At 66.5% G+C, this 26,874-nt stretch carries 29 protein-coding genes; 11 read left to right on the plus strand and 18 right to left on the minus strand.

The window, feature by feature from the left end; genetic code table 11:
* The first annotated feature begins 5 nt into the window (after positions 1-5).
* The gene (locus RU01_RS06770; RefSeq protein WP_042573778.1) at positions 6-2,036 is read left to right on the plus strand and encodes a bifunctional rhamnulose-1-phosphate aldolase/short-chain dehydrogenase; all 2,031 of its coding nucleotides are present in this window, start codon (positions 6-8) and stop codon (positions 2,034-2,036) included.
* On the plus strand, positions 2,036-3,421 hold the full coding sequence (locus RU01_RS06775; RefSeq protein ID WP_042573779.1) for a rhamnulokinase: 1,386 nt from the start codon (positions 2,036-2,038) through the stop codon (positions 3,419-3,421). Before RU01_RS06770 ends, RU01_RS06775 begins: the two co-directional genes overlap by 1 nt.
* A 30-nt stretch (positions 3,422-3,451) precedes the next feature.
* On the opposite strand, the gene RU01_RS06780 is transcribed toward RU01_RS06775, so the two are convergent.
* The 5 genes from RU01_RS06780 to RU01_RS06800 form a co-directional block, all read right to left on the minus strand.
* Positions 3,452-3,817: a TfoX/Sxy family protein gene (locus tag RU01_RS06780; RefSeq protein ID WP_042573829.1), complete on the minus strand. Its 366-nt coding sequence runs from the start codon at positions 3,815-3,817 to the stop codon at positions 3,452-3,454.
* 128 nt (positions 3,818-3,945) lie between these two features.
* Positions 3,946-4,350 (minus strand): hypothetical protein, encoded by a 405-nt coding sequence (locus RU01_RS06785; RefSeq protein ID WP_042573780.1) that lies wholly within the window; start codon positions 4,348-4,350, stop codon positions 3,946-3,948.
* A gap of 117 nt (positions 4,351-4,467) precedes the next feature.
* Positions 4,468-4,896 (minus strand): hypothetical protein, encoded by a 429-nt coding sequence (locus tag RU01_RS06790; RefSeq protein WP_042573781.1) that lies wholly within the window; start codon positions 4,894-4,896, stop codon positions 4,468-4,470.
* The gene (locus tag RU01_RS06795; RefSeq protein ID WP_042573782.1) at positions 4,893-5,855 is read right to left on the minus strand and encodes a hypothetical protein; all 963 of its coding nucleotides are present in this window, start codon (positions 5,853-5,855) and stop codon (positions 4,893-4,895) included. The genes RU01_RS06790 and RU01_RS06795 overlap by 4 nt, the downstream gene beginning before the upstream one ends.
* Positions 5,842-6,129 (minus strand): hypothetical protein, encoded by a 288-nt coding sequence (locus RU01_RS06800; protein ID WP_156148822.1) that lies wholly within the window; start codon positions 6,127-6,129, stop codon positions 5,842-5,844. The genes RU01_RS06795 and RU01_RS06800 overlap by 14 nt, the downstream gene beginning before the upstream one ends.
* A gap of 140 nt (positions 6,130-6,269) precedes the next feature.
* On the opposite strand from RU01_RS06800, the gene RU01_RS23085 reads away from it, so the two are divergent.
* Both RU01_RS23085 and RU01_RS06805 read left to right on the plus strand, forming a co-directional pair.
* On the plus strand, positions 6,270-6,413 hold the full coding sequence (locus RU01_RS23085; protein ID WP_197074702.1) for a hypothetical protein: 144 nt from the start codon (positions 6,270-6,272) through the stop codon (positions 6,411-6,413).
* Between the two features lie 90 nt (positions 6,414-6,503).
* The gene (locus tag RU01_RS06805) at positions 6,504-7,316 is read left to right on the plus strand and encodes a formate/nitrite transporter family protein (RefSeq protein WP_042573784.1); all 813 of its coding nucleotides are present in this window, start codon (positions 6,504-6,506) and stop codon (positions 7,314-7,316) included.
* A 57-nt stretch (positions 7,317-7,373) separates the two neighbouring features.
* On the opposite strand, the gene RU01_RS06810 is transcribed toward RU01_RS06805, so the two are convergent.
* The 3 genes from RU01_RS06810 to RU01_RS06820 are packed head-to-tail and all read right to left on the minus strand — an operon-like array spanning position 7,374 to position 11,462.
* Positions 7,374-9,083, minus strand: coding sequence for a glycerol-3-phosphate dehydrogenase/oxidase (locus RU01_RS06810; RefSeq protein ID WP_042573785.1), 1,710 nt, complete (start codon positions 9,081-9,083; stop codon positions 7,374-7,376).
* Entirely contained in the window at positions 9,080-10,591 is a 1,512-nt protein-coding gene (gene glpK / locus RU01_RS06815; RefSeq protein WP_042573786.1) for a glycerol kinase GlpK, read from the minus strand. Before glpK ends, RU01_RS06810 begins: the two co-directional genes overlap by 4 nt.
* 31 nt (positions 10,592-10,622) lie before the next feature.
* Positions 10,623-11,462 (minus strand): MIP/aquaporin family protein, encoded by an 840-nt coding sequence (locus tag RU01_RS06820; protein WP_042573787.1) that lies wholly within the window; start codon positions 11,460-11,462, stop codon positions 10,623-10,625.
* 166 nt (positions 11,463-11,628) lie between these two features.
* On the opposite strand from RU01_RS06820, the gene RU01_RS06825 reads away from it, so the two are divergent.
* Positions 11,629-12,621, plus strand: coding sequence for a sugar-binding transcriptional regulator (locus RU01_RS06825; protein ID WP_231568623.1), 993 nt, complete (start codon positions 11,629-11,631; stop codon positions 12,619-12,621).
* Between the two features lies 1 nt (position 12,622).
* On the opposite strand, the gene RU01_RS06830 is transcribed toward RU01_RS06825, so the two are convergent.
* Together RU01_RS06830 and RU01_RS06835 are read right to left on the minus strand one after the other, a co-directional pair.
* Entirely contained in the window at positions 12,623-13,498 is an 876-nt protein-coding gene (locus RU01_RS06830; RefSeq protein WP_042573788.1) for an SCO6745 family protein, read from the minus strand.
* A gap of 101 nt (positions 13,499-13,599) precedes the next feature.
* Positions 13,600-14,049 (minus strand): Hsp20/alpha crystallin family protein, encoded by a 450-nt coding sequence (locus tag RU01_RS06835; protein ID WP_042573789.1) that lies wholly within the window; start codon positions 14,047-14,049, stop codon positions 13,600-13,602.
* Positions 14,050-14,291: 242 nt separating this feature from the next.
* Here RU01_RS06835 and RU01_RS06840 point away from each other — a divergent pair, with 242 nt between their 5' ends.
* The gene (locus RU01_RS06840) at positions 14,292-14,984 is read left to right on the plus strand and encodes a TerD family protein (RefSeq protein ID WP_042573790.1); all 693 of its coding nucleotides are present in this window, start codon (positions 14,292-14,294) and stop codon (positions 14,982-14,984) included.
* Here RU01_RS06840 and RU01_RS06845 read toward each other — a convergent pair whose 3' ends face one another.
* Positions 14,985-15,866 carry a LysR family transcriptional regulator gene (locus RU01_RS06845; protein WP_042573791.1) on the minus strand — a complete coding sequence of 294 codons (882 nt, stop codon included), beginning with the start codon at positions 15,864-15,866 and terminating at the stop codon, positions 14,985-14,987.
* Positions 15,867-15,968: 102 nt separating this feature from the next.
* Between RU01_RS06845 and RU01_RS06850 the strand changes: the two genes are divergently transcribed.
* The 3 genes from RU01_RS06850 to RU01_RS06860 are packed head-to-tail and all read left to right on the plus strand — an operon-like array spanning position 15,969 to position 18,909.
* Positions 15,969-17,282 (plus strand): CitMHS family transporter, encoded by a 1,314-nt coding sequence (locus tag RU01_RS06850; protein ID WP_042573792.1) that lies wholly within the window; start codon positions 15,969-15,971, stop codon positions 17,280-17,282.
* The gene (locus tag RU01_RS06855; protein WP_042573793.1) at positions 17,279-18,613 is read left to right on the plus strand and encodes an acyclic terpene utilization AtuA family protein; all 1,335 of its coding nucleotides are present in this window, start codon (positions 17,279-17,281) and stop codon (positions 18,611-18,613) included. Before RU01_RS06850 ends, RU01_RS06855 begins: the two co-directional genes overlap by 4 nt.
* Positions 18,610-18,909 (plus strand): AtuA-related protein, encoded by a 300-nt coding sequence (locus RU01_RS06860; protein ID WP_042573794.1) that lies wholly within the window; start codon positions 18,610-18,612, stop codon positions 18,907-18,909. Before RU01_RS06855 ends, RU01_RS06860 begins: the two co-directional genes overlap by 4 nt.
* Positions 18,910-18,916: 7 nt before the next feature.
* Here RU01_RS06860 and RU01_RS06865 read toward each other — a convergent pair whose 3' ends face one another.
* Genes RU01_RS06865 through RU01_RS06875 form a run of 3 tightly spaced genes read right to left on the minus strand, consistent with a single transcriptional unit; the run spans position 18,917 to position 22,545 of the window.
* Positions 18,917-20,437 (minus strand): alkaline phosphatase D family protein, encoded by a 1,521-nt coding sequence (locus tag RU01_RS06865; protein ID WP_042573795.1) that lies wholly within the window; start codon positions 20,435-20,437, stop codon positions 18,917-18,919.
* Positions 20,438-20,497: 60 nt separating this feature from the next.
* Complete coding sequence (gene kynU / locus RU01_RS06870; RefSeq protein ID WP_042573796.1) at positions 20,498-21,703, minus strand: kynureninase; 1,206 nt, start codon at positions 21,701-21,703, stop codon at positions 20,498-20,500.
* Positions 21,700-22,545: a tryptophan 2,3-dioxygenase gene (locus RU01_RS06875; RefSeq protein WP_042573797.1), complete on the minus strand. Its 846-nt coding sequence runs from the start codon at positions 22,543-22,545 to the stop codon at positions 21,700-21,702. Before RU01_RS06875 ends, kynU begins: the two co-directional genes overlap by 4 nt.
* 48 nt (positions 22,546-22,593) lie before the next feature.
* Here RU01_RS06875 and RU01_RS22060 point away from each other — a divergent pair, with 48 nt between their 5' ends.
* Complete coding sequence (locus RU01_RS22060) at positions 22,594-23,601, plus strand: alpha/beta hydrolase (protein ID WP_052493151.1); 1,008 nt, start codon at positions 22,594-22,596, stop codon at positions 23,599-23,601.
* A gap of 3 nt (positions 23,602-23,604) precedes the next feature.
* On the opposite strand, the gene RU01_RS06885 is transcribed toward RU01_RS22060, so the two are convergent.
* Entirely contained in the window at positions 23,605-24,006 is a 402-nt protein-coding gene (locus tag RU01_RS06885) for a (R)-mandelonitrile lyase (protein ID WP_042573798.1), read from the minus strand.
* A gap of 102 nt (positions 24,007-24,108) precedes the next feature.
* Positions 24,109-24,639, minus strand: a complete 531-nt coding sequence (locus tag RU01_RS06890) for a TetR/AcrR family transcriptional regulator (RefSeq protein ID WP_042573799.1) — start codon at positions 24,637-24,639, stop codon at positions 24,109-24,111.
* Positions 24,640-24,711: 72 nt separating this feature from the next.
* Between RU01_RS06890 and RU01_RS06895 the strand changes: the two genes are divergently transcribed.
* Positions 24,712-25,626 (plus strand): alpha/beta hydrolase, encoded by a 915-nt coding sequence (locus RU01_RS06895; protein ID WP_042573800.1) that lies wholly within the window; start codon positions 24,712-24,714, stop codon positions 25,624-25,626.
* Here the strand turns inward: RU01_RS06895 and RU01_RS06900 are convergent.
* Positions 25,574-26,362 carry a cytochrome c oxidase assembly protein gene (locus tag RU01_RS06900; RefSeq protein ID WP_042573801.1) on the minus strand — a complete coding sequence of 263 codons (789 nt, stop codon included), beginning with the start codon at positions 26,360-26,362 and terminating at the stop codon, positions 25,574-25,576. The genes RU01_RS06895 and RU01_RS06900 overlap by 53 nt on opposite strands.
* On the minus strand, positions 26,359-26,814 hold the full coding sequence (locus RU01_RS06905; RefSeq protein WP_231568624.1) for a DUF2243 domain-containing protein: 456 nt from the start codon (positions 26,812-26,814) through the stop codon (positions 26,359-26,361). Before RU01_RS06905 ends, RU01_RS06900 begins: the two co-directional genes overlap by 4 nt.
* Between the last annotated feature and the right edge of the window lie 60 nt (positions 26,815-26,874).

A 26,874-nucleotide genomic window follows, 5' to 3' on the forward strand; every position in this document is an offset into this window, starting at 1 on the left:
CCACTGTGACGACGATCGACGATCTGATCGCCCGGTCCAACAGACTCGGCGCCGATGCGCGCAACACCAACTACGCGGGCGGCAACACCTCCGCGAAGGGAACCGAGACCGACCCGGTCACCGGTGAGGACGTGGAACTGCTGTGGGTCAAGGGATCCGGCGGTGACCTGGGCACGCTGAAGCCCGCCGGGCTCGCCGCGTTGCGACTCGACCGCGTCCGCGCCCTGAAGGACGTATACCCCGGCGTCGACCGCGAAGACGAGATGGTCGCCGCCTTCGACTACTGCCTGCACGGCAAGGGCGGCGCCGCACCGTCCATCGACACCGCGATGCACGGACTGGTCGAGGCGGCTCACGTCGACCATCTGCACCCCGACTCGGGCATCGCACTCGCGACCGCGGCCGACGGGGAAGAGCTGACCCGCAAGTGCTTCGGCGACCGTGTGGTGTGGGTGCCGTGGCGTCGCCCGGGCTTCCAGCTCGGCCTGGACATCGCCGAGATCGCCGAGAAGAACCCGCAAGCGATCGGGTGCATCCTCGGTGGACACGGGATCACCGCATGGGGTGCGACCAGCTCCGAGAGCGAGGAGCGGTCTCTCGAGATCATTCGGACCGCCGAGCAGTTCCTTGCCGACAACGGTCGCTCGGAGCCCTTCGGATCCCCGCTGACGGGTTTCGAGGCACTGCCGGAGGACGATCGACGCACCCGCGCCGCGGCCCTGTTCCCGCTGATCCGCGGGCTCGCGTCGACCGACCGCCCGCAGGTGGGCCACATCGACGACAGCGACGTCGTCCTCGACTTCCTCGCCTCGTCCGAGCATCCGCGCCTCGCCGCACTCGGGACGTCGTGCCCCGACCACTTCCTGCGCACCAAGGTGCGCCCGATGGTGCTCGACCTCCCGACGACTGCATCGTTGGAGGACGTGTCGGCTCGACTCCGTGAGCTCCACGTCGCGTACCGCGAGGACTACGCCCGCTACTACTCGGAGCACGCCGAGGCCGACAGTCCCGCCATGCGCGGCGCTGATCCCGCCATCGTGCTGATCCCCGGCGTCGGCATGTTCTCCTTCGGAGCCAACAAGCAGACCGCCCGCGTCGCCGGCGAGTTCTACATCAACGCCATCAACGTGATGCGCGGTGCTGAATCCGTCTCGACCTACGCCCCCATCGACGAGCGCGAGAAGTTCCGCATCGAGTACTGGGCACTCGAAGAGGCGAAGCTCGCCCGGATGCCCGCACCCAAGCCGCTGGCCACCCGGATCGCACTGGTGACCGGCGCCGCGTCGGGCATCGGCAAGGCAATCGCGCAGCGTCTGGCAGCCGAGGGTGCGTGCGTCGTGATCGCCGACCTCGACGCCGCGAAAGCTGCCGCTGCCGCTGCCGAGATCGGTGGCACCGACGTGGCCGTGGGCATCGCCGCCGACGTCACCGACGAAGGACAGATCGCCGCCGGGTTCGCCGACGCCGTGCTGGCCTTCGGTGGAGTGGACCTCGTCGTCAACAACGCCGGACTGTCCATCTCCAAGCCGCTGCTCGAGACCACCGTCAAGGACTGGGATCTGCAGCACGACGTCATGGCACGCGGATCCTTCCTCGTCTCCCGCGAGGCGGCTCGCATCATGATCGAGCAGGGCCTGGGCGGCGACATCGTCTACATCTCGTCGAAGAACTCGGTGTTCGCCGGACCCAACAACATCGCGTACTCGGCGACGAAAGCCGATCAGGCACATCAGGTTCGGCTACTCGCCGCCGAGCTAGGTGACCACGGCATTCGCGTCAACGGCATCAACCCCGACGGCGTGGTCCGCGGTTCGGGCATCTTCGCGGGCGGCTGGGGCGCCAAGCGTGCCGCGGTCTACGGCGTCGAGGAGGAGAAGCTGGGCGAGTACTACGCGCAGCGCACGCTGCTCAAGCGCGAGGTGCTGCCCGAGCACGTCGCCAACGCGGTGTTCGCCTTGACCGGTGGAGAACTGACCCACACGACCGGGTTGCACATCCCGGTCGATGCGGGTGTCGCGGCCGCGTTCCTGCGCTGATGGGGGCATTCGCGGCGGTAGATCTGGGGGCGTCGAGCGGTCGTGTGATGCTGGGGCGCGTGGTCGACGGTCGGGTGGATCTGACGGAGATCGCGCGGTTCGAGAACCGGCCTGTGCGTCTCGGTGGATCGCTGCACTGGAACATCCTCGCGCTGTATCAGGGTGTGCTCGACGGATTGCGGTCGCTGGTCGACCGGTTGGACGGCGAGCCGTTGACGTCCGTCGGCATCGACACGTGGGCGGTCGATTACGCCCTTCTCGATGCCGACGGGCGCATGCTCGGCATCCCGTTCCACTACCGCGACTCCCGCACCGATGGCGAGCACGAGGACCTGTTCTCTCGCAGCGGTATTGCTTCGCTGCCGTTCAACACGGTGTACCAGTTGCTGGCCGAGTCGCCCGATACTCTGAGCGTCGCCAGGCGCCTGCTCATGGTCCCGGACCTGTTGGCGTACTGGCTCACCGGCGTCGCTCGAGGCGAGGTGACCAATGCGTCGACAACCGGGCTCCTCGACCCACATACCCGCGCATGGGACCGCTCCTCGATCGCCTCGCTGGGCCTGAAGGCCGACCTGTTCCCTGAGCTCGTCGCTCCAGGGATGCCCATCGGACCGCTCACCGCCGACGTCGCCGCCGTGGTGGGCACCGAGTCGTCGGTCGTTGCAGTCGGCACGCACGACACCGCGTCGGCCATCGTGGCGATCCCGGCTGCGACACCGAACTTCGCGTACATCGCGTCGGGCACCTGGTCGCTGGTGGGAGTCGAGACGCAGGAGCCTGTGGTGACGTCTGCGGCCCGAGACGGGGGGTTCACCAACGAGGCCGGTGTCGACGGCACCGTGCGACTGCTCCGCAACGTCATGGGTATGTGGCTGGTGCAGGAGTCGTTGCGGCAGTGGGAGCGTGATGGTCTCGAGCTGTCGCTCGGCGCACTGCTCGTCGAGGCTGCCGGTCTGCCCGCGTCGTCGGTCATCGATCCCGACCTCCCGGTGTTCCTGCCACCAGGCGACATGCCGGCGCGAATTGCCGCCGAGTGCCTCGCGGCCGGGGTGCCGGTTCCGACGACTCCTGCGGAATTCGTGCGCTGCATCGTGGACAGCCTCGCGGCGGCCTACGCTCGCTCGGTGCGTCTGGCCGGAGAGCTCGCAGGCATCGACGTCGAGGTGGTGCACATCGTCGGAGGCGGTTCGCAGAACGCGCTGCTGTGCCAACTCACTGCCGATACCACCGGTTTGCCGGTAGTCGCGGGACCGGTCGAGGGATCCGCCCTGGGCAACGTGCTGGTGCAGGCCCGGGCGGCCGGTGTGGTGAGCGGCGGTCTCGCCGACCTGCGGCGGGTGGTGCGGAACTCGTTCGAGTTGGTGGAGTACTTGCCGACGCGGTGATCGTGTGCAGTGATCCGCGCTGTCCGCGGATTACTGCACAGGATCCGTTGTGCGGCTCGCCGCGGGTGGTGCGGGAGTTGAGGAGGTTGCGGCGTCGATCCAGACCCGCAGGTCGTCGTCGAACTCCAGAGCTGCCGCGTTCACGGAAATCCACCCCTGTCCCATCGACCTGCCCGCGCCCATCTGAGCGCGGCGAGCTCCCGGGCGTCCGACGTAGTCGTCATCGCGATCGCGCGGTACCCGCACCAGCAATGCTCCGCCGCCGTTGCCGACGGATACGACCATCTTCCCGTCGACCATGAACGCCAGCCCGCCGAACATCGCTTTCTCGGTCACGGTGGACCTGGCGGACAACGCAGCGCGAACCCTGTCCTCGAGGTCGGCGTCACGAGCCATGGGAAAACTGTACGACACCTCCCGACGCGCCGGAAGGTGCGCGGAGCCGCGGATTGCACGGGTGAGCGCACCGTCGCGACGACTCCGGTGCAGAAATCTTCGGCCAGCGATGATTTCTGCACCGGATCTCACACCAATCCGCTGGGACCTTCGAACGTGAACCCGCGCGCTTCGAGTTCGGCGAGGCGCCGCTCGCCCTTCTCTGTGATGCACGCCCGAACGACCTCGGAAATCGTCAGTGCCGTTCGATCCGGCGCCGTCAGGTAGCCGACCTCACCTGCATGCCCCTCTGCGATGCGGCGCATGGCCTCATCCAGATCGACGTCCCATTCCTCCCACCCGACCTCGTTGGCCGCTAGGGCGCCGAGTGTCATCAACCCCGACTCGACAAGCGACCTGATGACGACTGCCGTCTGCTCCGACGTCGTCGACGGCCCCATGGACTGGATCGTGTAATACATGAATTCCCAGAACGTGATCCAGTCGTCGTCCAACTGGACCAACAGGTTGAACTCGAGTTGTTCGTCGTTCATCGCTCATCCGCCTTGATCATTCGTCCACACACACATTGCGGGGGCGAACGTCCGCGATCAACCGACTGCCGATGCGGTGCAGAACTGTTCGCTCAGCGACTGCTTCTGCACCGGATCTCACAGCAGTCCGCTACGGGTCTCGAACTGACCGATCGTGTTGTCCCATGTCATGCCCTGGACCTCGAGCTCCGCGAGCCGACGCTCACCCTTCTCCGTGATGCTTCCGCGAAAGACTTCGCAGCCCATCAGGTCGAGGTCTTGCTCTGCGGCCAGGTAACCGTCGCTTTTGCCATGCCCCTCGGCGATCCGCCTCATCGACTCGTCGGTGTCGGCCGTCCACTCTTCCCAACCAGTGTCGTTGTCTGCGAGGGCACCGAATGTCATCAACCCCGAGTCGGCGAACCAGCGGATGACATCAGCCACTTCGTCGAGCGGGGTGTGCCATCCTCGAAACGCGCGCACCTTTGCGACAAAGCTCCACAGCGACGTCCAATCGTCGTCCAAATCCAGAAGTAGTCGAAACTCGATCCCGGTCTCGACCTTCATCGCACATGCACCTTGATCACGTCGCCGCCTCCTGGTCTTTGGATGTCGATCACGGGTCCACCTGACTTGCTACCGACCCGGAGCTGAATCATTGTGCCGTCCGGTAATACATAGCGCTCCAGTATTTTCTCGTTTCCTCCGGTGCTGGCGGCCTGGCCCTCCTGCGCAAGGTCGTCGAATAACGTCCTCACGTCATCACCGGAATCCACCTGCCTCACCGCACGCTGCCTACCTTGCTCGGTCTCATCCGCGAGAACCTTCTCGACACCCGCCGCATCGACCGGCCCCGCATCCTGGAAGAAGCTGTCCGGCAGCGCGTCGTGGATTGCATCCCACGCATCCATGCCGAACCGGTCGACCAGTGCGAAGGCCATCGCGCCGACGGACAGCACACCGGCCGCGATCATCGCGTGCACGGCCGCTTCCACCGCCCAGGCCAGGCCGATCGCGAGGGGGACGAAGTGGCGTGGTTCGCCGTCGAGAAGTGCAGCGGACGCGTCGTCGATGGATCGCGCCGCCGACTCGTCCGCGTCGATCAGTGCCTGTACATGCGCAGCGATGTCCGCCGCGTGGGCGGCACCGTTGTCAGCGGTGCTGACCACCGACCAGTCCGGTGCGACGAGGCAACCGTCCGCCTCGGCCACGACGACAGCGTCGAGGAGTGCCTCGCGAGCAACGGCGATGGCAGAAGCACCGTCGCTAATTGCGCGCTCGAGCGCACGCAGCTGAGTCGTCCGGCGTTGCGCTGCAGCACAATCACGTCCGAGACGACCTACCGCAGCATCGCCGGCCGCACCCTGCCACGCCTCGCGCAGATCTACACGGCTGCGGTCGATCGCCGTTGCGCGAGATTCCAGAACCGACGCTCCGTCGCCGATCCACGCTGCGTCGATCCGCACGCTGCCGGGATCCCATGACGCCACCACTTCTCGGTGCGGCGCGAGCTCAGCGACCTCCACGCAGGATCCCCTCCAGCCGTGCGGCATTAGCCGAGTCCGCATCGGCGTAACCCACGGCAGCAATGTCCAGCGATCGCGCCGTCGCGGAGAAACCCGCGACAAGATCGTTCAGCGCCGACACCGCTCGTGCCTCGGCCCGGGCCAGTGCGGCCGCGGTCGAGGCACCGGGTAGAGCGTTCACACCGCGCGGCAGCACACCGATCTGCTCAGCCTCGCCGAGGACACTTCGACTCGCGGCCCGCATGGCCCCCACATCAGCGACGACGAACGTCATCGTTCCCACCCCCTTGTGGGGTAGGACGCGTCAGTCGCACGGCGCGTTCCACTATCGGCGTTTGCGCTGCTCACGCCGCATCAGGCGTAGTGTTCGCCGTATCGGAGCCACCTGGTTCCCTTGATCAAGGGGCTGACACCATGGCTGACAAGTCTCCGCGCAACTCGATGACACAGAAATCGGGTAAGTCGCTGAAGGAAAAGCGACTGGACAAGAAAACGAAGGCCGCGGGCACCATTGCCGCCGACGACGCCTCCGCAGCGGTGAACAAGAAGAAGCGCTGACTGCCCGATCGTGGACTCCCACTCCCGCCCAGCGGTGGCGGAAGTCCACGATCGTCCGGTAGCAGCTCACCCCGTGGGGTATACCGAAGGATGAGCGAAGAAGCGCGCCGCAATGACGGTGACAACGAAGGTCCCGTCGAAGAGGAACTGGAAGAGAGTTTCGACGCGGTCGTCACCGAGGGTGCCGAGCGTCTGCACCGCACCGTTCGCGCCGTCATAGTCACAGGGCTGTTCGGCGGTCTCGAAGTGGCCCTCGGTGTAATGGCCTACCTTGCTGTGCTCGACGAGACGGGCAGCCATCTCCTCGCCGGACTGGCGTTCGGGATCGGGCTCGTCGCAATCTATCTCGCGCACAGCGAGCTCTTCACCGAGGACTTCCTCATGCCCGTCGCCGCAGTGGTCTCGAAGGACGGCACCCCGGCGCAACTCGCGAAACTCTGGATCGGCACCCTGTTGGCCAACCTGGTCGGTGGATGGGGAGTCATGTGGCTTGTCGCGCAGGCATTCCCGCAGTGGCTCACCGTGTTGTCCGAGTCAGCGCACCACTTCGTCGACGCCCCCCTGAACACCCAGTCGATCTGCCTGGCGATCCTCGGTGGCAGCACCATGACACTGCTGACGAGGATGCAGCAGGGAACCACATCGGACGTTGCCCGCATCATCGCGGCCATGGCGGCCGGCTTCCTGCTGGCGGGCCTACAGCTGTTCCACTCGATCCTGGACTCGCTGTTGATCTTCGGCGCCATTCACGCCGGCGCGGACGTGGACTACCGGCAGTGGATCGAATGGTTCGGCTATACGGTCGGTTTCAACATCGTCGGTGGCGTGATGCTCGTGACGGCGCTGCGCCTCGTGCGCACCAAGGAACTGGTGAAGTCGGAACGCAACAACGAAGCCGCCTGAGACAGCAGAACACCCTCCCCAGTCGACTGGGGAGGGTGTTCTGGTCGTACTGGGTGTTTAGCCGCCGACGCCCACACGCACGTCGGGAGCCCCGAGCCGTGCGGCATCGGCGGTCTCGTCGTCCGGCTGTGCCTGCGATTCGCGTTCTGCCGCAACGCGCTTGCGGTAGTGCTCGATCTCGTCGGACACGTGCTGCTCGTCCCACCCGAGGATCGGTGCGACCAGTGCGGCCACCTCGGATGCGGCGGCTTCGCCGCGGTCGGCCAGCTCGATCGACACGCGGATGCGCCGCGTCAGGATGTCGTCGAGGTGCTGCGCACCCTCGTGGCTCGCGGCGTAGACGGCCTCTGCCTTGAGGTAATCCGGTGCATTCTCCAGGGGCTTACCGAGCTCCGGGTTCTGATCGATCAGCTCGAGAACCTCACCGACCAGGGTGCCGTAGCGCCCGAGCAGGTGCTCCATCCGGCCGACACGCATCCCGGCGCGCTCGGCCGCGAGCTGACGGGAGTTCCAGGCGCCGAAGTAGCCGTCGGCACCGACGAGTGGAATCTTCTCGGTGACGCACTCCGGAACCTTGCGCTCCATGTTGTGCACCGCGGAGTCGACCGCATCCTTCGCCATGACCCGGTACGTCGTGTACTTGCCGCCGGCGATGACGGTGAGGCCACGCACGGGGCTGGAGACGGCGTGCTCGCGGGACAGCGTGCTGGTGGAGTCGGACTCGCCGTACAGCAACGGACGCAGACCGGCGTAGACACCGACGACGTCCTTGTGATCGAGCGGATCCTGCAGCAGCTTGTTGACGTGCCCGAGGATGTAATCGATGTCGCTCTTGCTGGCCGCGGGATGCGCCAGGTCGAGCTTCCAGTCGGTGTCGGTGGTGCCGATGATCCAGTGGCTCCCCCACGGGATCACGAACAGCAGCGACTTCTCGGTGCGGGTGATGATGCCCGTCGAGCTGTTGATGCGGTTGCGCGGCACCACGAGGTGCACGCCCTTGGACGCGCGAACCTGGAACTGTCCGCGGCCGCCGACCATCTCCTGGATCTCGTCGGTCCACACACCGGCAGCGTTGATGACCTGCTTGGCGTGGATCTCGAACGACTCACCCGACTCGAGGTCCGTCGCGACGACGCCGATGACACGGTCGTCCTCACGCAGGAAGCCGGTGACGCGAGTGCTGTTGGCGCACAACGCTCCGTAGGCCGCCGCGGTGCGGGCGATCATCATGGTGTGGCGGGCGTCGTCGACCTGGCCCTCGTAGAAGCGCACGGCACCGCGGATGGCGGAGCGCTTGCCCGACGGGAAGGACTCCAGCGTCTTCTTCTTGCCCAGGTGCTTGTGGTGAGAGGGCACTCCGCGGCCCGCGCCCATCACGTCGTAGACACCGATACCGAGGCCGACGTACGGCCGGTCGATGATCTTCTCGAGCGGATAGATGAACGGCACGGGGCGTGCGAGGTGCGGGCACAGGTCGTTGAGGACCAGCGACCGCTCCTTGAGCGCCTCGAAGACCAGCGCGAAGTTGAACTGCTCGAGGTAGCGCAGGCCACCGTGGAACAGCTTGCTGGACCGGCTGGACGTTCCGGCGGCGTAGTCACGCGCTTCGACGAGACCGACCTTGAGACCGCGGGTGACCGCGTCGAGTGCAGCACCCGTCCCGACGACGCCGCCGCCGATGACGAGGACGTCCATCTCCTCGGTGGCGAGACGTCGGAGTGCTTCCTTGCGGGCTTCGGGGCTGAGAGCTGTTGTGGTGGAATTCATTCGGCATCGACCCAATCGAGTGTTCGTGTGACGGCTTTCTTCCAACCGGCGTAGAGCTTGTCTCGCTCCGCGTCATCCATGGACGGTGTCCACGTCTTGTCCTCGGCCCAGTTCTCGCGGATCTCGTCCTCGCTCGCCCAGAATCCGACAGCAAGGCCCGCCGCGTACGCCGCGCCCAGTGCAGTGGTCTCTGCGACCACCGGCCGGACGACATCCACGTTCAGGATGTCGGACTGGAACTGCATCAGCAGCTCATTTACCACCATACCGCCGTCGACCTTGAGCACCTCGAGGTCGACGCCCGAATCGGCGTTCATGGCCTCGATGACCTCGCGTGTCTGGTAGGCGGTGGCCTCGAGCACGGCTCGTGCCAGGTGGCCCTTGTTGACGAATCGGGTGAGTCCGACGATGGCGCCGCGGGCGTCGGAGCGCCAGTGCGGAGCGAACAGACCGGAGAACGCGGGCACGAAGTAGGCGCCGCCGTTGTCGTCCACGGAGCGGGCATCGACCTCGATATCTGCTGCGGTGGAGATCATTCCGAGGTTGTCACGCAGCCACTGCACCAGCGATCCGGTGACGGCGATGGAACCCTCGAGGGCGTACACCGTCGGCTGGTCGCCGATCTTGTAGCAGACCGTGGTGAGCAGTCCGTTCTTGCTCATCACCTTGTCGGTGCCTGTGTTCAAGAGCACGAAGTTGCCTGTGCCATAGGTGTTCTTCGCCTCACCGGGCGAGAGGCACGCCTGGCCGAACGTGGCGGCCTGCTGGTCACCGAGGATGCCGGCGATGGGGACACCGCTGAGCGAACCGCGCTCGCGGACGTTGCCGTACACCTCGGACGAGCTGCGGATCTCCGGGAGCATGGACATCGGGATGCCCATGTCCGCACAGATGCCCTCGTCCCAGGACAGAGTGTCCAGGTCCATGAGTAGTGTGCGCGAGGCGTTGGTGGGGTCCGTGTAGTGCAGACCCCCGTCGGTACCGCCGGTCATGTTCCACAGGACCCAGGTGTCCATGTTGCCGAAGCACAGCTCTCCGGCGTCCGCCTTCTCCTGCGCACCCTCGACGTTGTCGAGAATCCACTTGACCTTGGGGCCCGAGAAGTAGGTCGCGAGCGGCAGACCGGTCTTCGCGGTGTACTTGCTCGCGTCGCCGCCGCCAAGCTTGGTGACGATACGGTCGGTGCGGGTGTCCTGCCAGACGATGGCGTTGTAGACGGGCTTGCCGGTGGAGCGTTCCCACACCAGCGCGGTCTCGCGCTGATTGGTGATGCCCACGGCCGCGATGTCCTTGGGTGTGAGGTCGGCTGCCGCGAGTGCGCCCGCGGAAACGCTACGGACGTTGTTCCAGATCTCGACGGCGTCGTGTTCGACCCAGCCTGCCTGCGGGAAGATCTGCTTGTGCTCGCGCTGGTCGGCGGCCACGACGGTGCCCTTGTGATCGAAGATCATGCACCGGGTCGAGGTGGTGCCCTGATCGATCGCTGCGACGTAACGGGTTTCGGTCATGAGTGGTTCTCCTGGGTAGTGGAGTGGACGATCACGCGGACTTCTCGGGCAGACGGCTGGGCTCTTGCTCGTCGTCGCCGTCAGGATCGGCCGGCAGGAACCGGCCCACCAGGTTGTCGTAGAGCAGCACGCCGATCGGGCCGCCGATGATGGGCCCGACGATCGGCACCCAGAAGTAGAGGCTTCCGTACTGATCTCGCCATGCCCCACCGTATCCCGTGATGAACGACGCCAGGCGGGGTCCGAAATCACGAGCCGGGTTGATCGCGTATCCGGCGTTGGTGCCCCACGCGAAGCCGATGGCCACCACGATGAATCCGATGATGAGCGGCGCCATGTTGGACAGGGGCGGGCTGTTGCGGGTGTCGGTCACGGCAACGATGAGGAACAGCAGGATCGCGGTGCCGATGATCTGGTCGATCAGCGCGGAGCCGAGGCTGACGGGCAGCGTGCCGTTACCCGGGAGCGTCGAGAAGATCGTCTGGGTGGCAGTTGTGTGCTCGGGGTCGATCGCGTTGAGCATGTCGTTGTAGTTCCACCGCACCAGCAAGGCGGCCACGAAGGCGCCGAGTGTCTGAGCGAGGGCGTACGGCGCGACCTTCGACCACGCGAAGCCTCGGAACAACGCGAAAGACAGCGTGACCGCGGGATTGAGGTGGGCGCCGGTGGCGCGGCCGGCGACGTAGACGCCGAACATGACACCCAGGCCCCAGGCCCAGGCGATGGAGTCGTGGTCGCCGAGGCTTCCCGACTCACCACCGGAGACCACCTGCGCGACGACGCCGGCACCGAACAGAATGAGGATCATCGTTCCCGCGAATTCGGCTGCCATTTCTGCCGGCAACCCCCACTTCGCGCGCTTGTCCGCCATGCACAGCCTCCTGGTAGTTGTGGTGCATATTTGTGATGCACGCCATAAGAACTCGGTGAAGGCAATGCTAGGTGACATGCACGTCGGCGCAAAGCGCGTGCACATATGTGCAAATGCGACTCGATCCAGGTACCGAAGTGGCCGGATCATGGTTTAGCGTGAGGTGGTGTCGGAGCTGAACATGCACGGGGAACACCTGATCCCCGACGCGACGGATCCGCGCACCACGGACGCCGTGCAGGCTGCGCGGCTCTACTACTTCCAGGACTTGACGATGGCGGCGATCGGCCGCGAAATGGGTGTCTCCCGCAGCACGGTGTCCCGCCTCATCACGTTCGCCCGCACGTCGGGACTGGTGGAGATCAAGATCAGCACTGCCTTGGGCCAAGCGCCCGGACTCGAGCGCGCGTTCGCCGATCGCTACGGCGTTCGGGCTCACGTCGTGCCTGTTCCGGAGACGGTGAGCGACGTCGATCGCCTCGACCGGGTCGCCATGTTCGCGGGCCGATTGCTGACGACGTTCTTCGCCTCCGACATGGTCATGGGCGTTGCGTGGGGTACGACGGTGAGCGCGGTCAGTCGACACCTCGCCCCGAAGCGCACCCACAACTCGCACGTCGTGCAGCTCAACGGCGCCGCCAACACACGCACCACCGGAGTGTCCTACGCGACGGACATCGTGCGTACCGTCGCTGACGCGTACGGCGCTCTGCCGCAGGGCTTTCCGGTGCCCGCGTTCTTCGACTACCCGGAGACTCGGCAGATGCTCTGGCGCGAGCGCAGCATCAAGCGCGTTCTGGATCTCCAGGAGCGCATGGACCTCGCGGTCTTCAGCATCGGCGTCCACGGCGGTGCCGTGCCGAGCCACGTCTACAGCGCGGGCTACCTGGAGAAGTCGGATCTCGAGGAACTCGACCGGGACGGAGTCGTGGGCGACATCGCCACCGTCTTCCTCCGCTCCGACGGCAGTTACGACCGCATCGCGCTGAACGATCGTGCGAGCGGCCCACGACTCGACCGGCTCAAAGCTGTTCCACGGCGAGTGTGCATCGTCGCGGGCGAGTACAAGCTCACCGCACTGCGAGCCGCCCTCGCGGGCAAGATCGTCACCGACCTCGTGATCGACGACCTCAGCGCGGCAACACTGTTGCAGGCGTAGGTCAGCTCTTCTTCTTCGTCCCGGGCAGGATGCCTGCGGAGATGACGGCCTTGACGTAGGGCCGTGCGGAGGCGATGAGCTCCTCCGCATCGTCGACACCACGCCACGCCGCGGACGCCATGACGTCGGTCCGGTCCTCGATGTGGCGGTCGAGTGCGACGCCGTCGTCCGTCAGGATCTCGACGCCGTCGGCTGACGTGAGCAGACCACGCGCGGCGAGCTGCTCGGCCGCGGAGTCCCACTGCTCGTCCGACCACTCGCGCGTCAGCTGTGTGATGCGGCGTCCCAGCACACGCCGTGCACCGGGTTCCGGGTGCTGAGCCTCGTGGAAGACGCAGGCCTCGACCGGGTTCAACTGGGCATCGAGCAGTGCCGCGAGATGGCCGTCGCCGCGCCATTCCCTCAATACTGCGATCGCATGCCACAACTGCAGGTGCGGAGCATCGGGCGCCGACGACTGATGCCACGCTGCGGACAGTGGGCGGCCGGCGAAGGTGAGCGTGTCGCCGATGCCGTGCAGGCGGTCGGCCAGCGACGTGAGGCCCGGGTCGGTGGCCAACTCTCCCAGCGCCTGTCCGAGAACTGTGTCCAGCGCCGCCCATCGGCGTTCGGCGACGGCGTCGAGGCCGGCAGCGATCGCGGCCGGCCAGGCGCGCCCGACGAGCACCGGGCTGAAGCTGTAGAACGCGGCCGCGACGACGTCGGCAGCGCACGGTCCCATCGGCTGAGCCCGGGAACCGACGTACCAGGCGTGTCCGTCGAGGCCGGTGTCCTTCCCTGCATTCCCGAGCTCCGGGTTGAAGTAGGCCGAGATGTGGAAGGGCTCGAACGTGCGGTACGCAGCGCGGGCGTGGGCAGCTGCCGTGGAGTCGGTCATGGGTCGAACCTACTGGGCGCGGTGTACCGCGGGACCCCCGAATCGACGACAGCGCTGGACACTCCCTGGTGGGAGTGCCCAGCGCTGTCCGGAATGCGGTGTCAGGACGCCGATGCCTCGAGCGAGGTCTGCTCACCGGTGTTCTCGGCCTGCGCGATGCTGATCTTGCGCGGCGCGGCGCGCTCGGACAGCGGGATGTGCACGGAGAGAACACCGTTGTCGTACGACGCGGTGATGCGCTCGGTGTCGATGCCGTCACCCAGCGCGAGCTGACGCCGGTAGGTGCCCGTGAAGCGCTCCGAGGTGAGCCACTGCCGGGAGTCGCCGCTCGGCGCCGAACGGTGGGCCGTCACCGTGAGGGTTCCACGGTCGACGTCGAGGTCGATCGAGCCCGGATCCACACCGGGAAGGTCGGCGTCGAGAACGTAATGGTCGTCGACCTTGTACAGATCCATCGGCATGAACCGCGGCGAACGGTCGGTGCCCGACCCGGCTCCCAGCAAGCTCGAGGTCATGGCGTCGAGATCACGGAAAGGATCGAAGCGAAGCACAGCAACACACCTCCTGATATCTCGTGGATACCGAGCCCGTCATGCTCGGCTCCTCTGTGCGTGACAACGAATTTAGCACTCGGAACCGGAGAGTGCCAAGTACTTTCTCGAAGATTTTTGTCCCGAAGATGCACTCGCAGAGCAGGACTGGTGAGCGACAGGTACGGAGCCCGCCCGGCGGCTAGGCTGATTGAAGTGCGCGAAACGGACACCGCCGTTTCCGGAAGAAAGGCCTCTCACCCATGGCGATCGATTACACCAAAAGGCCGTCCACCCCCGCCCCGGCAGCGGGCGGCGTCAATCTGAGCAAGGTGACGCTGTCGAAGGCAGCGCCGACGGTGAACCTGGCCAAGAAGGGCGAGAGCCAGGGCGCCATGCGCGTCAACCTCAACTGGTCGCAGGGCGCGGCCGCACCCGAACCGAAGAAGAAGGGCTTCCTGGCCAAGCTCGCCGCCGCGTCGTACGGCACCGGCGGGGTGGACCTCGACCTCGGCTGCCTCTACGAGCTGGCCGACGGGTCGAAGGGAGTCATCCAGGCACTGGGCAAGAGCTTCGGCGCGCTGGAGAGCGCACCGTTCATCCAGCTCGACGGCGACGACCGCTCCGGATCCGTCACGGGCGGCGAGAACATGCACATCAACCTCGCGCGGCCCGACGCCTTCAAGCGGGTCCTCATCTTCGCGATGATCTACGACGGCGCACCGAACTGGGCCGCGGTCGACGGCGTCGTCACGCTGTTCCCCACCAGCGGCCCGCAGGTGGAGGTGCGTCTGGACTCCGACAACAACTCCGCCCGCATCTGCTCGATCGCGCTGATCCAGAACACCGGCCAGGGCATCACGGTCACCCGTGAGGTCGAGTACATCCAGGGCAGCCAGGCGGACTTGGACAAGAAGTACGGCTGGGGCATGCGCTGGGCGGCCGGGCGCAAGTAGTCAGCCCGTCAGGCAGCGCACGAAGTTCTTCACGCTCGCGGTCTCGTGTCGGCCCTCGACCCGCACGAGGGAGATGGTCCGCTCGACGGTCGGTGACAGCGGGGCGTGATGCAGCCCGGCAAATTCCATCATCGGCAGAACGAGTTGCGGGACGGCGGTGACTCCGAGGCCCGCCGCGACCAGCCCGGCGACGGCACCGACGTTCTGCGCGTGCATCACCGGGCCCGTGCGGACGTCAGCGTCGTCGAGCGCACGGGCGACGGGTCCGGCGATGCTGCTCTGCGCCCCGAAGGCGATGAACGACTCGCCGGCCAGTTCCGCCCACTCGATGCGCTCCCGGCCGTCGAAGGGGTGACCGGCGGCGAACGCGCAGTGGAACGAGTCCGTGGTCAGAGTTCGGTGGACCAGTCCGGGTTCGGTCGTCGGTGCCGAGACCAGCGCCATGTCCACGGTGCCGTTCAGCAGGTCGGTCAGCGCTTCCTGTCGCAGCCCGTCCCGGATTTCGAGCAGTACGTCCGGGTGGTCCCGCCGGAACTGCACCACATAGGGCGGAAGGAACGTCGCGGCGAGCGAGGGAAGGCACGCGACCGACACGGCCCCGCGATCCCCGGTCACGAAACGGCCGATCTGGGCAAGCCCCTCGTCGAAGTCCTGCACCATCTTCCGCGCGTATTGCGTGACGGCGACACCATCGGGCGTCACGACGACTCTTCGGGTCGTCCGCTCGAACAGCGTGACATCGAGCCGGCGCTCCGCCTCCGCGACGGATCTGCTGAGTGAGGACTGCACCATGCCGAGCGCCGACGCTGCGGCCGTGAAGCTCTCGTGGTCGGCGATCGCGACGATGCAGCGGAGGTGCGTCATCCCCAAGTTGAGGTTCACCCATCGAGTCTATGCATGGGCGCCATCAATGCATCGGCAATTGATATTGGACTTGCAATTGTGATGTGAGCAACATGTGACGAAGTCCTTGAAGGAGGTCACATGGTTGCCGCGCTCGGCTTCGCCACGATCGTCACGTTTCTGGCACTGACATTCACCCGACGGGTGTCGGTGCTGGTGGCCCTCGTACTGGTCCCCATCGGTTTCGCACTCATCGGCGGCTTCGGCGCCGACCTCGGCGACATGATTGCGGAGGGCCTGATCAAGGTCGCCCCGGTCGCCATCATGATCGCGTTCGCGGTGCTGTACTTCAGCCTGATGGTCGACCAGGGTCTCTTCGACCCCGCAATCCGCCGCGTCGTGCGGTGGGCCGGAGGCAGCCCGACCAAGATCGCCGTCGGCACCGCCGTCCTGACGTTGATGGTCGCGCTCGACGGTGACGGCACCTCGACCTTCCTCATCATGGTCTCCGCGATGCTGCCGATCTACCAGCGCATCGGAATGCGGCCGCTCGCGCTCACCGGCATCATCGCCCTGTCCGCCGGCATCATGAACATCATCCCGTGGGGCGGCCCGACGGTGCGCGCCATGGCGGCCCTCGACGCGACGAGCGCCGACATCTTCACGCCCGTCATCCCGGCCATGGCCGCGGGCATCGTGTGGGTGCTGTTCTCCGCGTTCATGATCGGCCGCATGGAAAGCAAGCGGATCGGCGCTCTGACGGAAACCGTCACACCCGTGAAGGCCGGCCCCGGTACGCCCCATGTCGACGACTTGCCGGTCCGCACCACGGTGCATCCCGCCGTCATGGCATTCAACGTCGTGCTGACACTGGTGCTGCTGGTCATCCTGCTGTTCCAGCTGGCCCCGCTGCAGGTGGCGTTCGCCATTGCCTTCGCCCTGGCCGTCCTGGTCAACAAGCCGAGGTGGTCGGCGCAGCAGGAAGTGTTCGCCAAGCACGGCGGCAACGTCACGATGGTGGTCGTCATGATCCTCGCTGCGGGCGTGCTCACCGGAGTCCTCAACGGCACCGGCATGATCACCGCGATGGCGGAAACCTTCGTGTCCTGGATCCCAGACTCCTTCGGTTCCTCCATCCCCGTCATCACCGCGATCACATCGATGCCGCTGAGCCTGGTCTTCACTCCTGACGCCTACTACTTCGGTGTGCTCCCGGTTCTCGCCGAGACCACGACCTCGTTCGGCGGCGATCCGATGGAGACCGGCCGCGCCGCCATCCTCGGCCAGATGACCACCGGCTTCCCGCTCAGTCCGCTGACCGCAGCGACGTTCGTGCTGATCGGCATGACGAAGGTGGAACTGGGCAAGCACCAGCGCTTCATCTTCGGGTGGGCGTTCGGCACCACCATCGTCATGACCGTGGTGGCCCTCCTGACGGGAGCGATCTCGCTGTGAAGAAGACGATTCGCCTCGGCGCCGGCTCCGGGTTCTCCGGCGATCGCATCGATCCCGCCGTGACTCTGGCCGAACACGGAGATCTCGACTACCTCATCTTCGAGTGCCTCGGAGAACGCACTGTCGCGGCCGGCAATGCGCGTCGACTCGCCGACCCCGACTCCGGATACGACACCCTGCTCCTGGCTCGCATGAAAGCCGTTCTGCCTCACGTTCTCCGGCGAGGCACCACCGTCATCACCAACGGCGGCGCAGCGAATCCCCTCGCCGCGGCGCGCCGAATCGCGAGCAGTGTCGGCGACCGTGCGCGCGTCGCCGCAGTGACCGGTGACGACGTCCTCGAGGCGGTGCGTGCACTCGATCCCGACGTCTGGGAGACCGGTAAACCACTCTCGGCGCATCCCGAGAGGCTCGTGTGCGCGAACGCCTACATCGGTGCCGACGCGGTGGTGCCGGCACTGACAGCCGGTGCCGACATCGTCGTGACGGGCCGACTCGCCGACCCGTCGCTGTACGTCGCGCCGCTCGTCCACGAGTTCGGCTGGGATCTCGGCGATGCCGACATCATCGGCGCAGCGACGGCGGTGGGACACCTGCTGGAATGCGCGGGGCAACTGACCGGCGGCTATTACGCGGATCCGGTCACCAAGCCCGTTCCGGGTCTGGCTGATCTGGGATTCCCCTACGCAGACGTGTCCGCGGACGCCGCAGCTGTCTTCGGCAAAGTCGACGGAACCGGTGGGATGCTCACCACGCGTACGGCAACCGAGCAATTGCTGTACGAGGTCGGCGACCCCACCACGTATCTGACGCCGGACGTCACGGCCGATTTCGGCGCGGTGACCTTCGAGCAGGTCGGACCGGACAGGGTGTCCCTCACCGGCGCCACCGGTCGCATCCGACCGGACGACCTCAAGGTGACGCTCGGCTTCCTTGACGGGTGGATCGGCGAAGGCCAGATCAGCTACGCGGGACCTCGCGCGTACGAGCGCGCCCAACTCGCCGCGGACATCGTCACGCAGCGCCTCGCCGACATCCACGGATTCGACCCGGACGGTGTGACCGTGGAATTGATAGGCGCCGGTGCAGCATTCCGAGGTCTCGACACGGACACAGGGTCGATCGAAGTACGGCTCCGCGTCACCGGTCGAGCGGGGTCACGGGAGGATGCCGACGTGGTCGGGTGGGAAGTGGAGAGTCTGTACACCAACGGTCCTGCCGGCGGAGGCGGTGCACGGCGGTCCTGTGCGGAGGTCCTGTGCATTCGATCGACATCGCTTCCACGGCACCTGGTGCACACCGAGGTTCACCTGATGGAGGGCACACGATGATCATCGACGACCTGGCCGACGTCCGCACCGGGGACAAAGGCGACACCCTCATCCTCTCGGTCTTCGCGAGGGATGCAGCGTCGTTCGACATACTGGCCCGGGATCTGACCCTTGATGCCGTCGTCGCGCATTACGGCAACCGCACCATCCGAGCGCCACGACGAACCGTGCTGGCGACCGTTCTGGCCGTGGTCTTCGAGCTACCGGGACAACTCGGCGGCGGAGTCACCGGCTCGGCGGAACTGGACGGGCACGGCAAGGCACTGAGCTATCACCTGTTGGGGCTCGAGGTCTGACCCGCCGTCAGGGCGCCGGCAGCACCTGCGTGAAGAGAACCGCCCCGGCACCGTCGCACAGGTTCACCGTCAGCGACCGCGAGTCCTTGTCGATCAGCACCTCCCCGAAGTGCTGGAAGGTATCGAGCGGTGAGGCATTCGGCTCCGGCGGCGCGTGCACGAACACCGCCTCCGGCCCGAACGTGGGGTCGAGGTCGTTCGGCCCGAACGCACCCGCGTTCAGCGGACCGCTCACGAACTCCCAGAACTCGCGGAACTCCTGGTAGGCGGCGCGCTCGGGTGAATACCGATGCGCCGCCGTGTAATGCACGTCAGCGGTGAGCCACACGGTGCCGGTGACGTCGTTCCGATCGATCGCGGTAAGCACCTGCGCGATGTCGGTCTCCCTGCCGAGCGGGGCACCCGGATCCCCGTTGCCGACGCCCTCCTGCGCGGTCTTCCCGTCCGGCACCACGAGCCCCAGCGGGAGGTCGTTGGCGATGACCTTCCAGGTGGCGGACGAGCGGGACAACTCGTCGATCAGCCACCTCCGCTGAGCATCTCCGAGGATTTCCCCGGTCGCGGCGGTGTTGGCACTGTTCGCATCCTTGTAGCTCCGCATGTCCAGGACGAAGACGTCGAGCAGCGGACCGTACGCGATCTTCCGGTACACCCGCCCGTCGACGGCCTCGGCGGAGGCGACGGGAAGCCACTCGTGAAATGCCTGCAAGGCCCGCTGCGACAACAGGTTCACATCTTTCACGGTGTACTGCTCGAGGTCGAGAATCTCACCGGGATACCAGTTGTTGACGGTCTCGTGGTCGTCCCACTGCACCACCTGTGCGACCGAGGAGTTGAAGCGTCGGTAGTTGTCGTCGGTGAGGTTGTACGCGTACTGCCCGCGATACTCGTCAAGGGTCTCCGCGACCTTCGACTTGGCCTCGGACATCGTGTTCCGCCACACCCGGCCGTCGGGCAGCGTGACACTCTCCTCGAGCGGACCGTCGGCGTAGACGACATCGCCGCTGTGCAGGAACAGGTCCGGTTCCCGATCGGCCATCGCTCCGAAGATGGTCATGCCGCCGATGTCGGGGTTTATCCCGTAGCCCTGCCCGGCCGTGTCCCCGCCCCACAGGAGGCGGATGTTCGACGGGCTGTCCGGAGCCGTGGAGAACACTCCGGTGACGGGCTCCGACGTGGCGCCGTCCTCGCCCTCCAGCGTCACGCGGTAGTGCACTCGCTGCCCCGCCGGCAGACCCGTGAGGCGCAGCACGCCGGTGCCGTCGGACTGCGGTGTGAGGAGAGGCCCGCGCGTCGTCGTGACGGAGGAGAACGCGTCGGTGGCCGACGTGTCGACGACCATCGTCGCGGGCGTGTCCGACCGTGCCCAGACGAGCGCACCGTCGGCCCGCACGTCACCGCTCGCGACGCCGTGGGTGAGCGTCGGGCGAGCGCGAACCAACGCTGGACCGGTGTTGCAGGCTAGCAAGGGCGCCGCCGCTGCACCCAGAGCTGCATAGCGGAACAGGGATCGTCTCGACATCTGCATGGCTCGCACGGTGCCGGATCGACGTGAACGCGCAGTGTCTCCCGGGAGGACAGTCGGCTGTCAGCGACCGAGTTCGTCCGCGATGGCAAGCACGCCGATGTGCACTTCCTCGAAACTGGTGCTCAGCGGGCTCAGTCCCAGCCGAATCCCGCGCGGTGCCCGGAAGTCGGGGATGACGCCGCGCTTCCACAACCGCGCCGTCACCTCGCGGAAGTCGGGGTGGTCCAGCGTGACGTGTCCCCCTCGCTCCGCCGAGTCCTCCGGAGATGCGATCTCCACTCCGAGAGGCACGAGATGTTCTCGGACCAGTTCGAGCGCGAACTCCGTCAGCGCAACGGATTTGGCGCGGATAGCACTCATGCCGGCCTCGTCGATCATCTCGAGCGTGTCCTGCATGGCAATCATGCCGAGCACCGGCGGCGTCCCGCTGACGACGCGTCGGATACCCGCCGCGGGCTCGTATCCCTGCTCCATGGCGAAGGCGTCGGCGCGGCCCATCCAACCCCAGATCGGCTGGTCGAAGTGCTGTTGGTGCTCCTGCCGGACATACGCGAACGCCGGCGAGCCGGGCCCGCCGTTCAGGTACTTGTAGGTACATCCGACAGCGAGGTCGACGCCCCATTCGTCGAGGTGCAGCGGCACCGATCCCACGGAGTGCGACAGGTCGAGAATCAGCAGGGCACCCACGTCATGGGCAACGCGCGCGGCGGCGGGAGCGTCCGCCAGGAAGCCGGAACGGTAGGCGACGTGGCTGAGCAGGACGAACGCCGTGCGTTCGGTGACGACGTCGGCGATATCGGCGGTCCGAACGCCCGACCTACGGTCCGACTCGATCCACACGAGCGTCAGACCGAGCTCCGATGCGATGGATTCGAGGACGTATCGATCGGTCGGGAAGTTGTCGCGATCGAGGACGATTTCGGTGCGTCCCGGTCGCAACGCTGCGGCGCCGCGGGCAATCTTGTAGAGCATGACCGTCGTCGAGTCACCGATGGTGGTCTCCCCGGCCGCCGCACCGAGCGCAACGCGGCCGAGCCTGTCGCCCTGCGTGATCGGCAGATCGAACCACTCCTCGTCCCATCCACGGATCAACCTGCCTCCCCACGCCTGCGCCATGAAACGGGTGACGCGCTCGATGCTCGCCGTCGTGGGCCGACCGAGCGAGTTACCGTCGAGGTAGGCGACGACGGGATCGGCGTCGTCCGTGTGAAATCGAGAACGGTACTCACGCAGAGGATCCTGTGCGTCGAGGTCTGCTGCGGTCATGAACGTCCGATCTCGGTGCGTGCGGCGAACAACTCGGGGAAGAACGTCAGTTCGAGGGCGCGCTGGAGGAAGCCGACACCGCTCGAACCCCCGGTGCCCGACTTGAATCCGATCGTCCGGAGCACCGTGCGCATGTGCCGGAACCGCCACAATTGGAAGTTCTCCTCCAGGTCGACGAATTCTTCGAATGCCTCGTAGGCGGACCAGTTCTCGGTCGGATTCTCGTAGACGTGCGTGATGAGCGGCATCAGGTCGTCGTTGCGGGAGTAGGGCGCGGTGACAACGCGGTGCAGCGCACTGGCCGGGACGTCATGGCCGGCACGTGCCAGGCAGCTCCACAACGCATCGTAGACACTGGGTTCCTGGTGCAGACGAGTCAGCAGATCGGTTGCAGCAGCGTCGGATTCGAACACCGTGAGCATCGCGTCGTTCTTGTTGCCGAGCACGAATTCCACCGCGCGGTACTGCGCGGACTGGAACCCGGAGGAGTTCCCGAGGAAGCCGCGGAACTGGGCATACTCGGTGGGTGTGAGCGTCGCGAGTACCGACCATTGTTCGGTCAGCGTCTTCTGAATGTGCTTGACCCGGGCGACACATTTGAGCGCGAAACCGAGGTCGTCGACATCGAACGCATCGCGCGCCGCAAGAAGTTCGTGCAGGACCAGCTTGAACCACAGCTCGGTGGTCTGATGCTGGATGATGAACAGCATCTCGTCGTGGTGCTCGGGAACGCTGACCGGCTTCTGAGCAGCGAGCAGGGTATCGAGATCGAGGTACGCCCCGTAACTCATCCGCTCGCGGAAGTCCGTGACGATGTCCTTCTCGATGGCGCGCTCGTCCATTGCTCCTCTTCCGTCGATTCCCCCGAGCCTAGGACGTAGATTCGAAGGATGAGCGATTCCTCGGAACGAATCGACGTCGTCCTGCACCCGGACACCGTTCGAGACCTCGGCACGGTCACCGACTTGGTGCAGTCCGCGCTCGCCGCGCGCGGCGCCACCGGCGCGGTCCACGTGTCGGACGACGTCTCCGTGGCCTCCGGTGACGTGATCGTGGTTCCGGCCCCGGGCGGACGCGTCGACACGCAGGCGAGCGACCGGTGTGTGGTGCGTGTCGACTACGGCTACGTGGCGACGGACCTCTCGCCGGGGCTGCACTCGCACATCCGTGGCCGCGGACTCGGCGGGCTGCGGTACGCCGTCGACAGGATTCACCATCACCGACTGCACCCGGCGACCGTCTTCTCGTATGGGGAGCACCCCGAACAGTTCGCCGAGGTGCGGGGGATGAGCGGGCCGGTCGTCGCCCTGATCCACGGCGGCTATTGGCGGGCACCGTGGCGACTCGACTCGCTCGACGCCGCGGCCATCGATCTCGCCGACCGCGGCTACACCACCTGGAACGTCGAGTACCGCACACCCGACGAACACGGGTGGGAGACGACGACGGCGGATGTCGCCGCGGCCCTGAAGCATGCTGGTGCGCAGGCCGTCATCGGCCATTCAGCAGGAGGTCAGCTGGCGTTGCGCTGGGCCGCCGACGCCCGTCCCGCGCTGGCCGTGAGTCTCGCCGGAGTCCTCGACCTTCAGATCGCCGACGACCGCGGCCTGGGTGACGGCGCGGTGCGTGCAGCCCTCGGCTCGCGGTACACGGATGCTCACGCCGAGTCCTCCCCCAGAGCGCGACTGCAACTCGGGGTTCCACAGATCGTGGTGGTCGCGGCGTCGGACGATCCGAACCTGAACGACATCGGCCGCGAGTACGTCACGGCAGCATCGGCCGCAGGTGACGATGTCACGCTTGTCGAGGGCCCTGGAGACCACTTCAGTGTCGTCGACCCACGGTCGCAGATCTGGCCTGACATCGTGGAGCGGATCGAGGGACGTCTTCCCCGCTGATCGTCACTCGTGCGCGGTGTACTCCGCGTCGGTGACGGGGTCCATCCACACGACGACGTCGTGCTCGTCGTCGCCCTCGTTGATGGTGAGATGCACCATCAGACGATCGGGTGCGGCGCCGTGCCAGTGCACCTCGTCGGCCTCGAACAGCACGCGGTCGCCGGGACGGATGACCTCGACCGGCCCACCCTGCCGCTGGCACAGACCGACGCCCTCGGTGACGAACACCGTCTGGCTCAGCGAGTGGCGGTGCCAGTGCGTACGCGCCCCCGGCATGAAGTGGACCAGGTTGGCGGAGACCCGCGACGGGGTCGGAGCTGCGGCAACGGCGTCGATGTAGACGTCGCCGGTGAACCAGTCGACCGGACCCTTGGTGGTCGCGATCGAGCTTCGGGTGATCTGCATGCGCGGTTCCTCTCGTCGGTGGTGCTGGTGTCCAGCATTCGCGGTGCCGGTCCTCGGGGGAAGTCCCTGCCGAGGAGCGCCCCGACAGAGCACCCCGGTCGTCTAGGTGAACAGGGCGTCCAGGATCGCAGCCTTGTCGGCAGCGCTCTGCGGATGCGTCAGCATGCCCTCGACAGCGAACACCACGACCTTGGTCCGCGCGACGATCCGCTCCTCGGCGACGCCGACGTGGCGCAGTTCCTCCGCGACCAGCGCATCGGCCATGGCATGGAAACCGTTGTGCCACTCGTCGATCGGAGCCGACACCGCAGCGCGGGCGTGAACGGTGTCCACCAACCGGTGGTAGCGCTCGAGTTCGGTCACCACCCACGTCAGCCGTTCCTGCGGTGACGTCACCTCCAGCTCCGCGAAGCGCGTCAACGCCGTCGCCGTGATCTCGGTGAGGGCGGCGACGAGCAGTTCGTCCTTGTCGGAGAAGTACCAGTAGATGGTGTTGGGCGTGACGCCGGCGCTCTGCGCTATCCGGCTCAGCGGGGTGCCGTCGAATCCGGCCTCGACGAACAGGGCCGTCGCGGCGTCGACGATCTCGGCCCGTTTTTCTTCCCGATCCTGCGGACGTCTGTTCCGAGGCATGCGGCCACTCTATCTTGATGCGCGATCAAGACGCTGCTACGTTCCCTTGAACGCCAATCAAGAGGAGCCCACATGCACGACACCGTTCGCGACGACCTGTGGTTCGACTCCGGGTCCGATCGCTGCGCGATCTCGGTCCTTCGACCGTCCGGGCTCACCGGTACCGCGCCGGTCATCGTCATGGCCCACGGCTTCGGATCGGTGCGCGCGTTGCGCCTCCCCGCCTACGCTGACCAGTTCGTGCAGGCGGGCTACGTCGTCGCGATGTTCGACTACCGGCACTTCGGCGACAGTGAAGGAACTCCGCGACAGCTCCTGGACGTGCGCAGGCAGCTCGAGGACTGGCGCAACGCGCTGGCCTTCGCCCGGCTACTCGACGGCGTCGACCCCGACCGCGTCGTCGCATGGGGCACCTCGTTCGGCGGGGGCCATGTCCTCACCCTGGCGGGCACGGGCGAACGACTGACCGCGATCATCGCGCAGGTCCCGCACGTGGACGGCATCGCCGCCGTGCGCTCCGCCGGCCTGCGCCAGACCCTGCGTCTCGCACCGGCAGCCCTCTCGGACCAGATCCGGGCTCTGCTCGGTCGCGAGCCCCGCTACATCGACTCGATCGGCGAACCCGGTGCCCTCGCCGCCATGGTCTCGCCCGACGCCGCCGTCGGACGTGACCGCCTTCTCGAGGCGTCGGGACTGCAGACCGGTGACTACCCCGAGACGGTCGCCGCCCGCATCCTGCTCCACATCGGCCTGTACTCGCCGGGGAAGACGGCCGCGAACATTCAGTGCCCCGCCCTCGTCCAGATCGCCACGAACGACGCCATCACCCCGACGGACATCGCGCTGCGCACCGCACGAAAGATCCCACGCGCCACCGTGGTGACGTACGAGGGCGGACACTTCGATCCCTACGTCGAGCCGCTCTTCCCCCGGATCATCGCCGACCAGCTGGCGTTTCTTCGCGACGTCGTGCCGGTCGCCAGGTGAGCAGAAGCGCCAGCGCCAGAAGCAGTTCGGCGATGTCGCCGCCGTAGTACATCAGCTCGCCGGCGCCCTGGCGCTGATCGGCGGGAACCGGAATCTGCACGAGGAGTCCCGCGTACATCAGCTGCGACAGGACAGCATGACCCAGGATTGCCGCCCCGAGTATCCAGAGTCGGGTGGGTACCGAAGGCCGATGCGGTGCCGGGTCGGGGCCGGCGACGACCCACGCGAACAGGTATCCCGCCAGGAAGAAGTGCGCGTGCACCAGCAGGTGCAGCGCCGTGTTGTGCGTCGTCGCCTCGTACAGCGGGGTGAAGTACAGCAGCGCGAGACCACCGAGGTTCAGGGCCAGCGCTACGACCGGATTCGCGATCACGTGCACCGGCCGCGAGCGCAGGACACGTCCGATGGCGCGGCCGGTCGACGACGATACCGAGCGCAGCACCAGCGTCATCGGGGCACCGAGTACCAGCGCCAACGGCGCGTACATACCGAGAAGCAGGTGCTGATGCATGTGGCCGCGGAAGTCGCCGTCCGGGTAGGGCGACAGTGCGGGGACCACGGCGAGGACGAGGAGCCCGATGCCGACGAGGAAGCTCACCGTGCGCCACGAATTCCATCCCCGCGGCTCACGCCTGCAGCGCTCCGCCGCAACGACATATACGGCTGCCACCACGACGAGGATCACGACCGGTCCGAGACCACCGCTGCCGTGATGGGTGTCGTGCGCGAGCATCATCGCGATCGACGTGTGCTGCGCTGCATGAGCCGGCCGCCGGCGATCAGGAGGACACCGAGGGCGAGGAAGCCGAGGTCCCACCACAGTTGACTCGGACCGCTGCGAACGTGGTGGATGCCGAGGACGTGGTGGTCGACGATGCCCTCGACCAGGTTGAACAGGCCCCACCCGACCAGAACCCACCCCCAGAGCACTCGCGATGCCCACACCCGCCCGCGCGATCCGGTGACACGCGAATACAGCATTCCGAGACCCAGTAGGACGGCGAGCCAGGTGACCGTGTGGAAGACGCCGTCCCACAGCGTGTTGATCTGAAGGCCGTGGACGGTGTCGACGGGATAAGGCTGCAGGCCGATGTTGTCGTCGCCCGAACTGCTCAGCAGGTGGTGCCACTGCAGAATTTGGTGCAGCAGAATTCCGTCGACGAAACCGCCCAGGCCCACACCGAGCACGATGCCGGGCAGGGTGATGCCGCGATCGGGTGAGACGCGTCGCGGACGTTCCGAGGTGAC

Origin of the sequence: Rhodococcus sp. MEB064 (genome assembly GCF_000834565.1) — a bacterium.
Classification (GTDB): Bacteria; Actinomycetota; Actinomycetes; order Mycobacteriales; family Mycobacteriaceae; genus Rhodococcoides.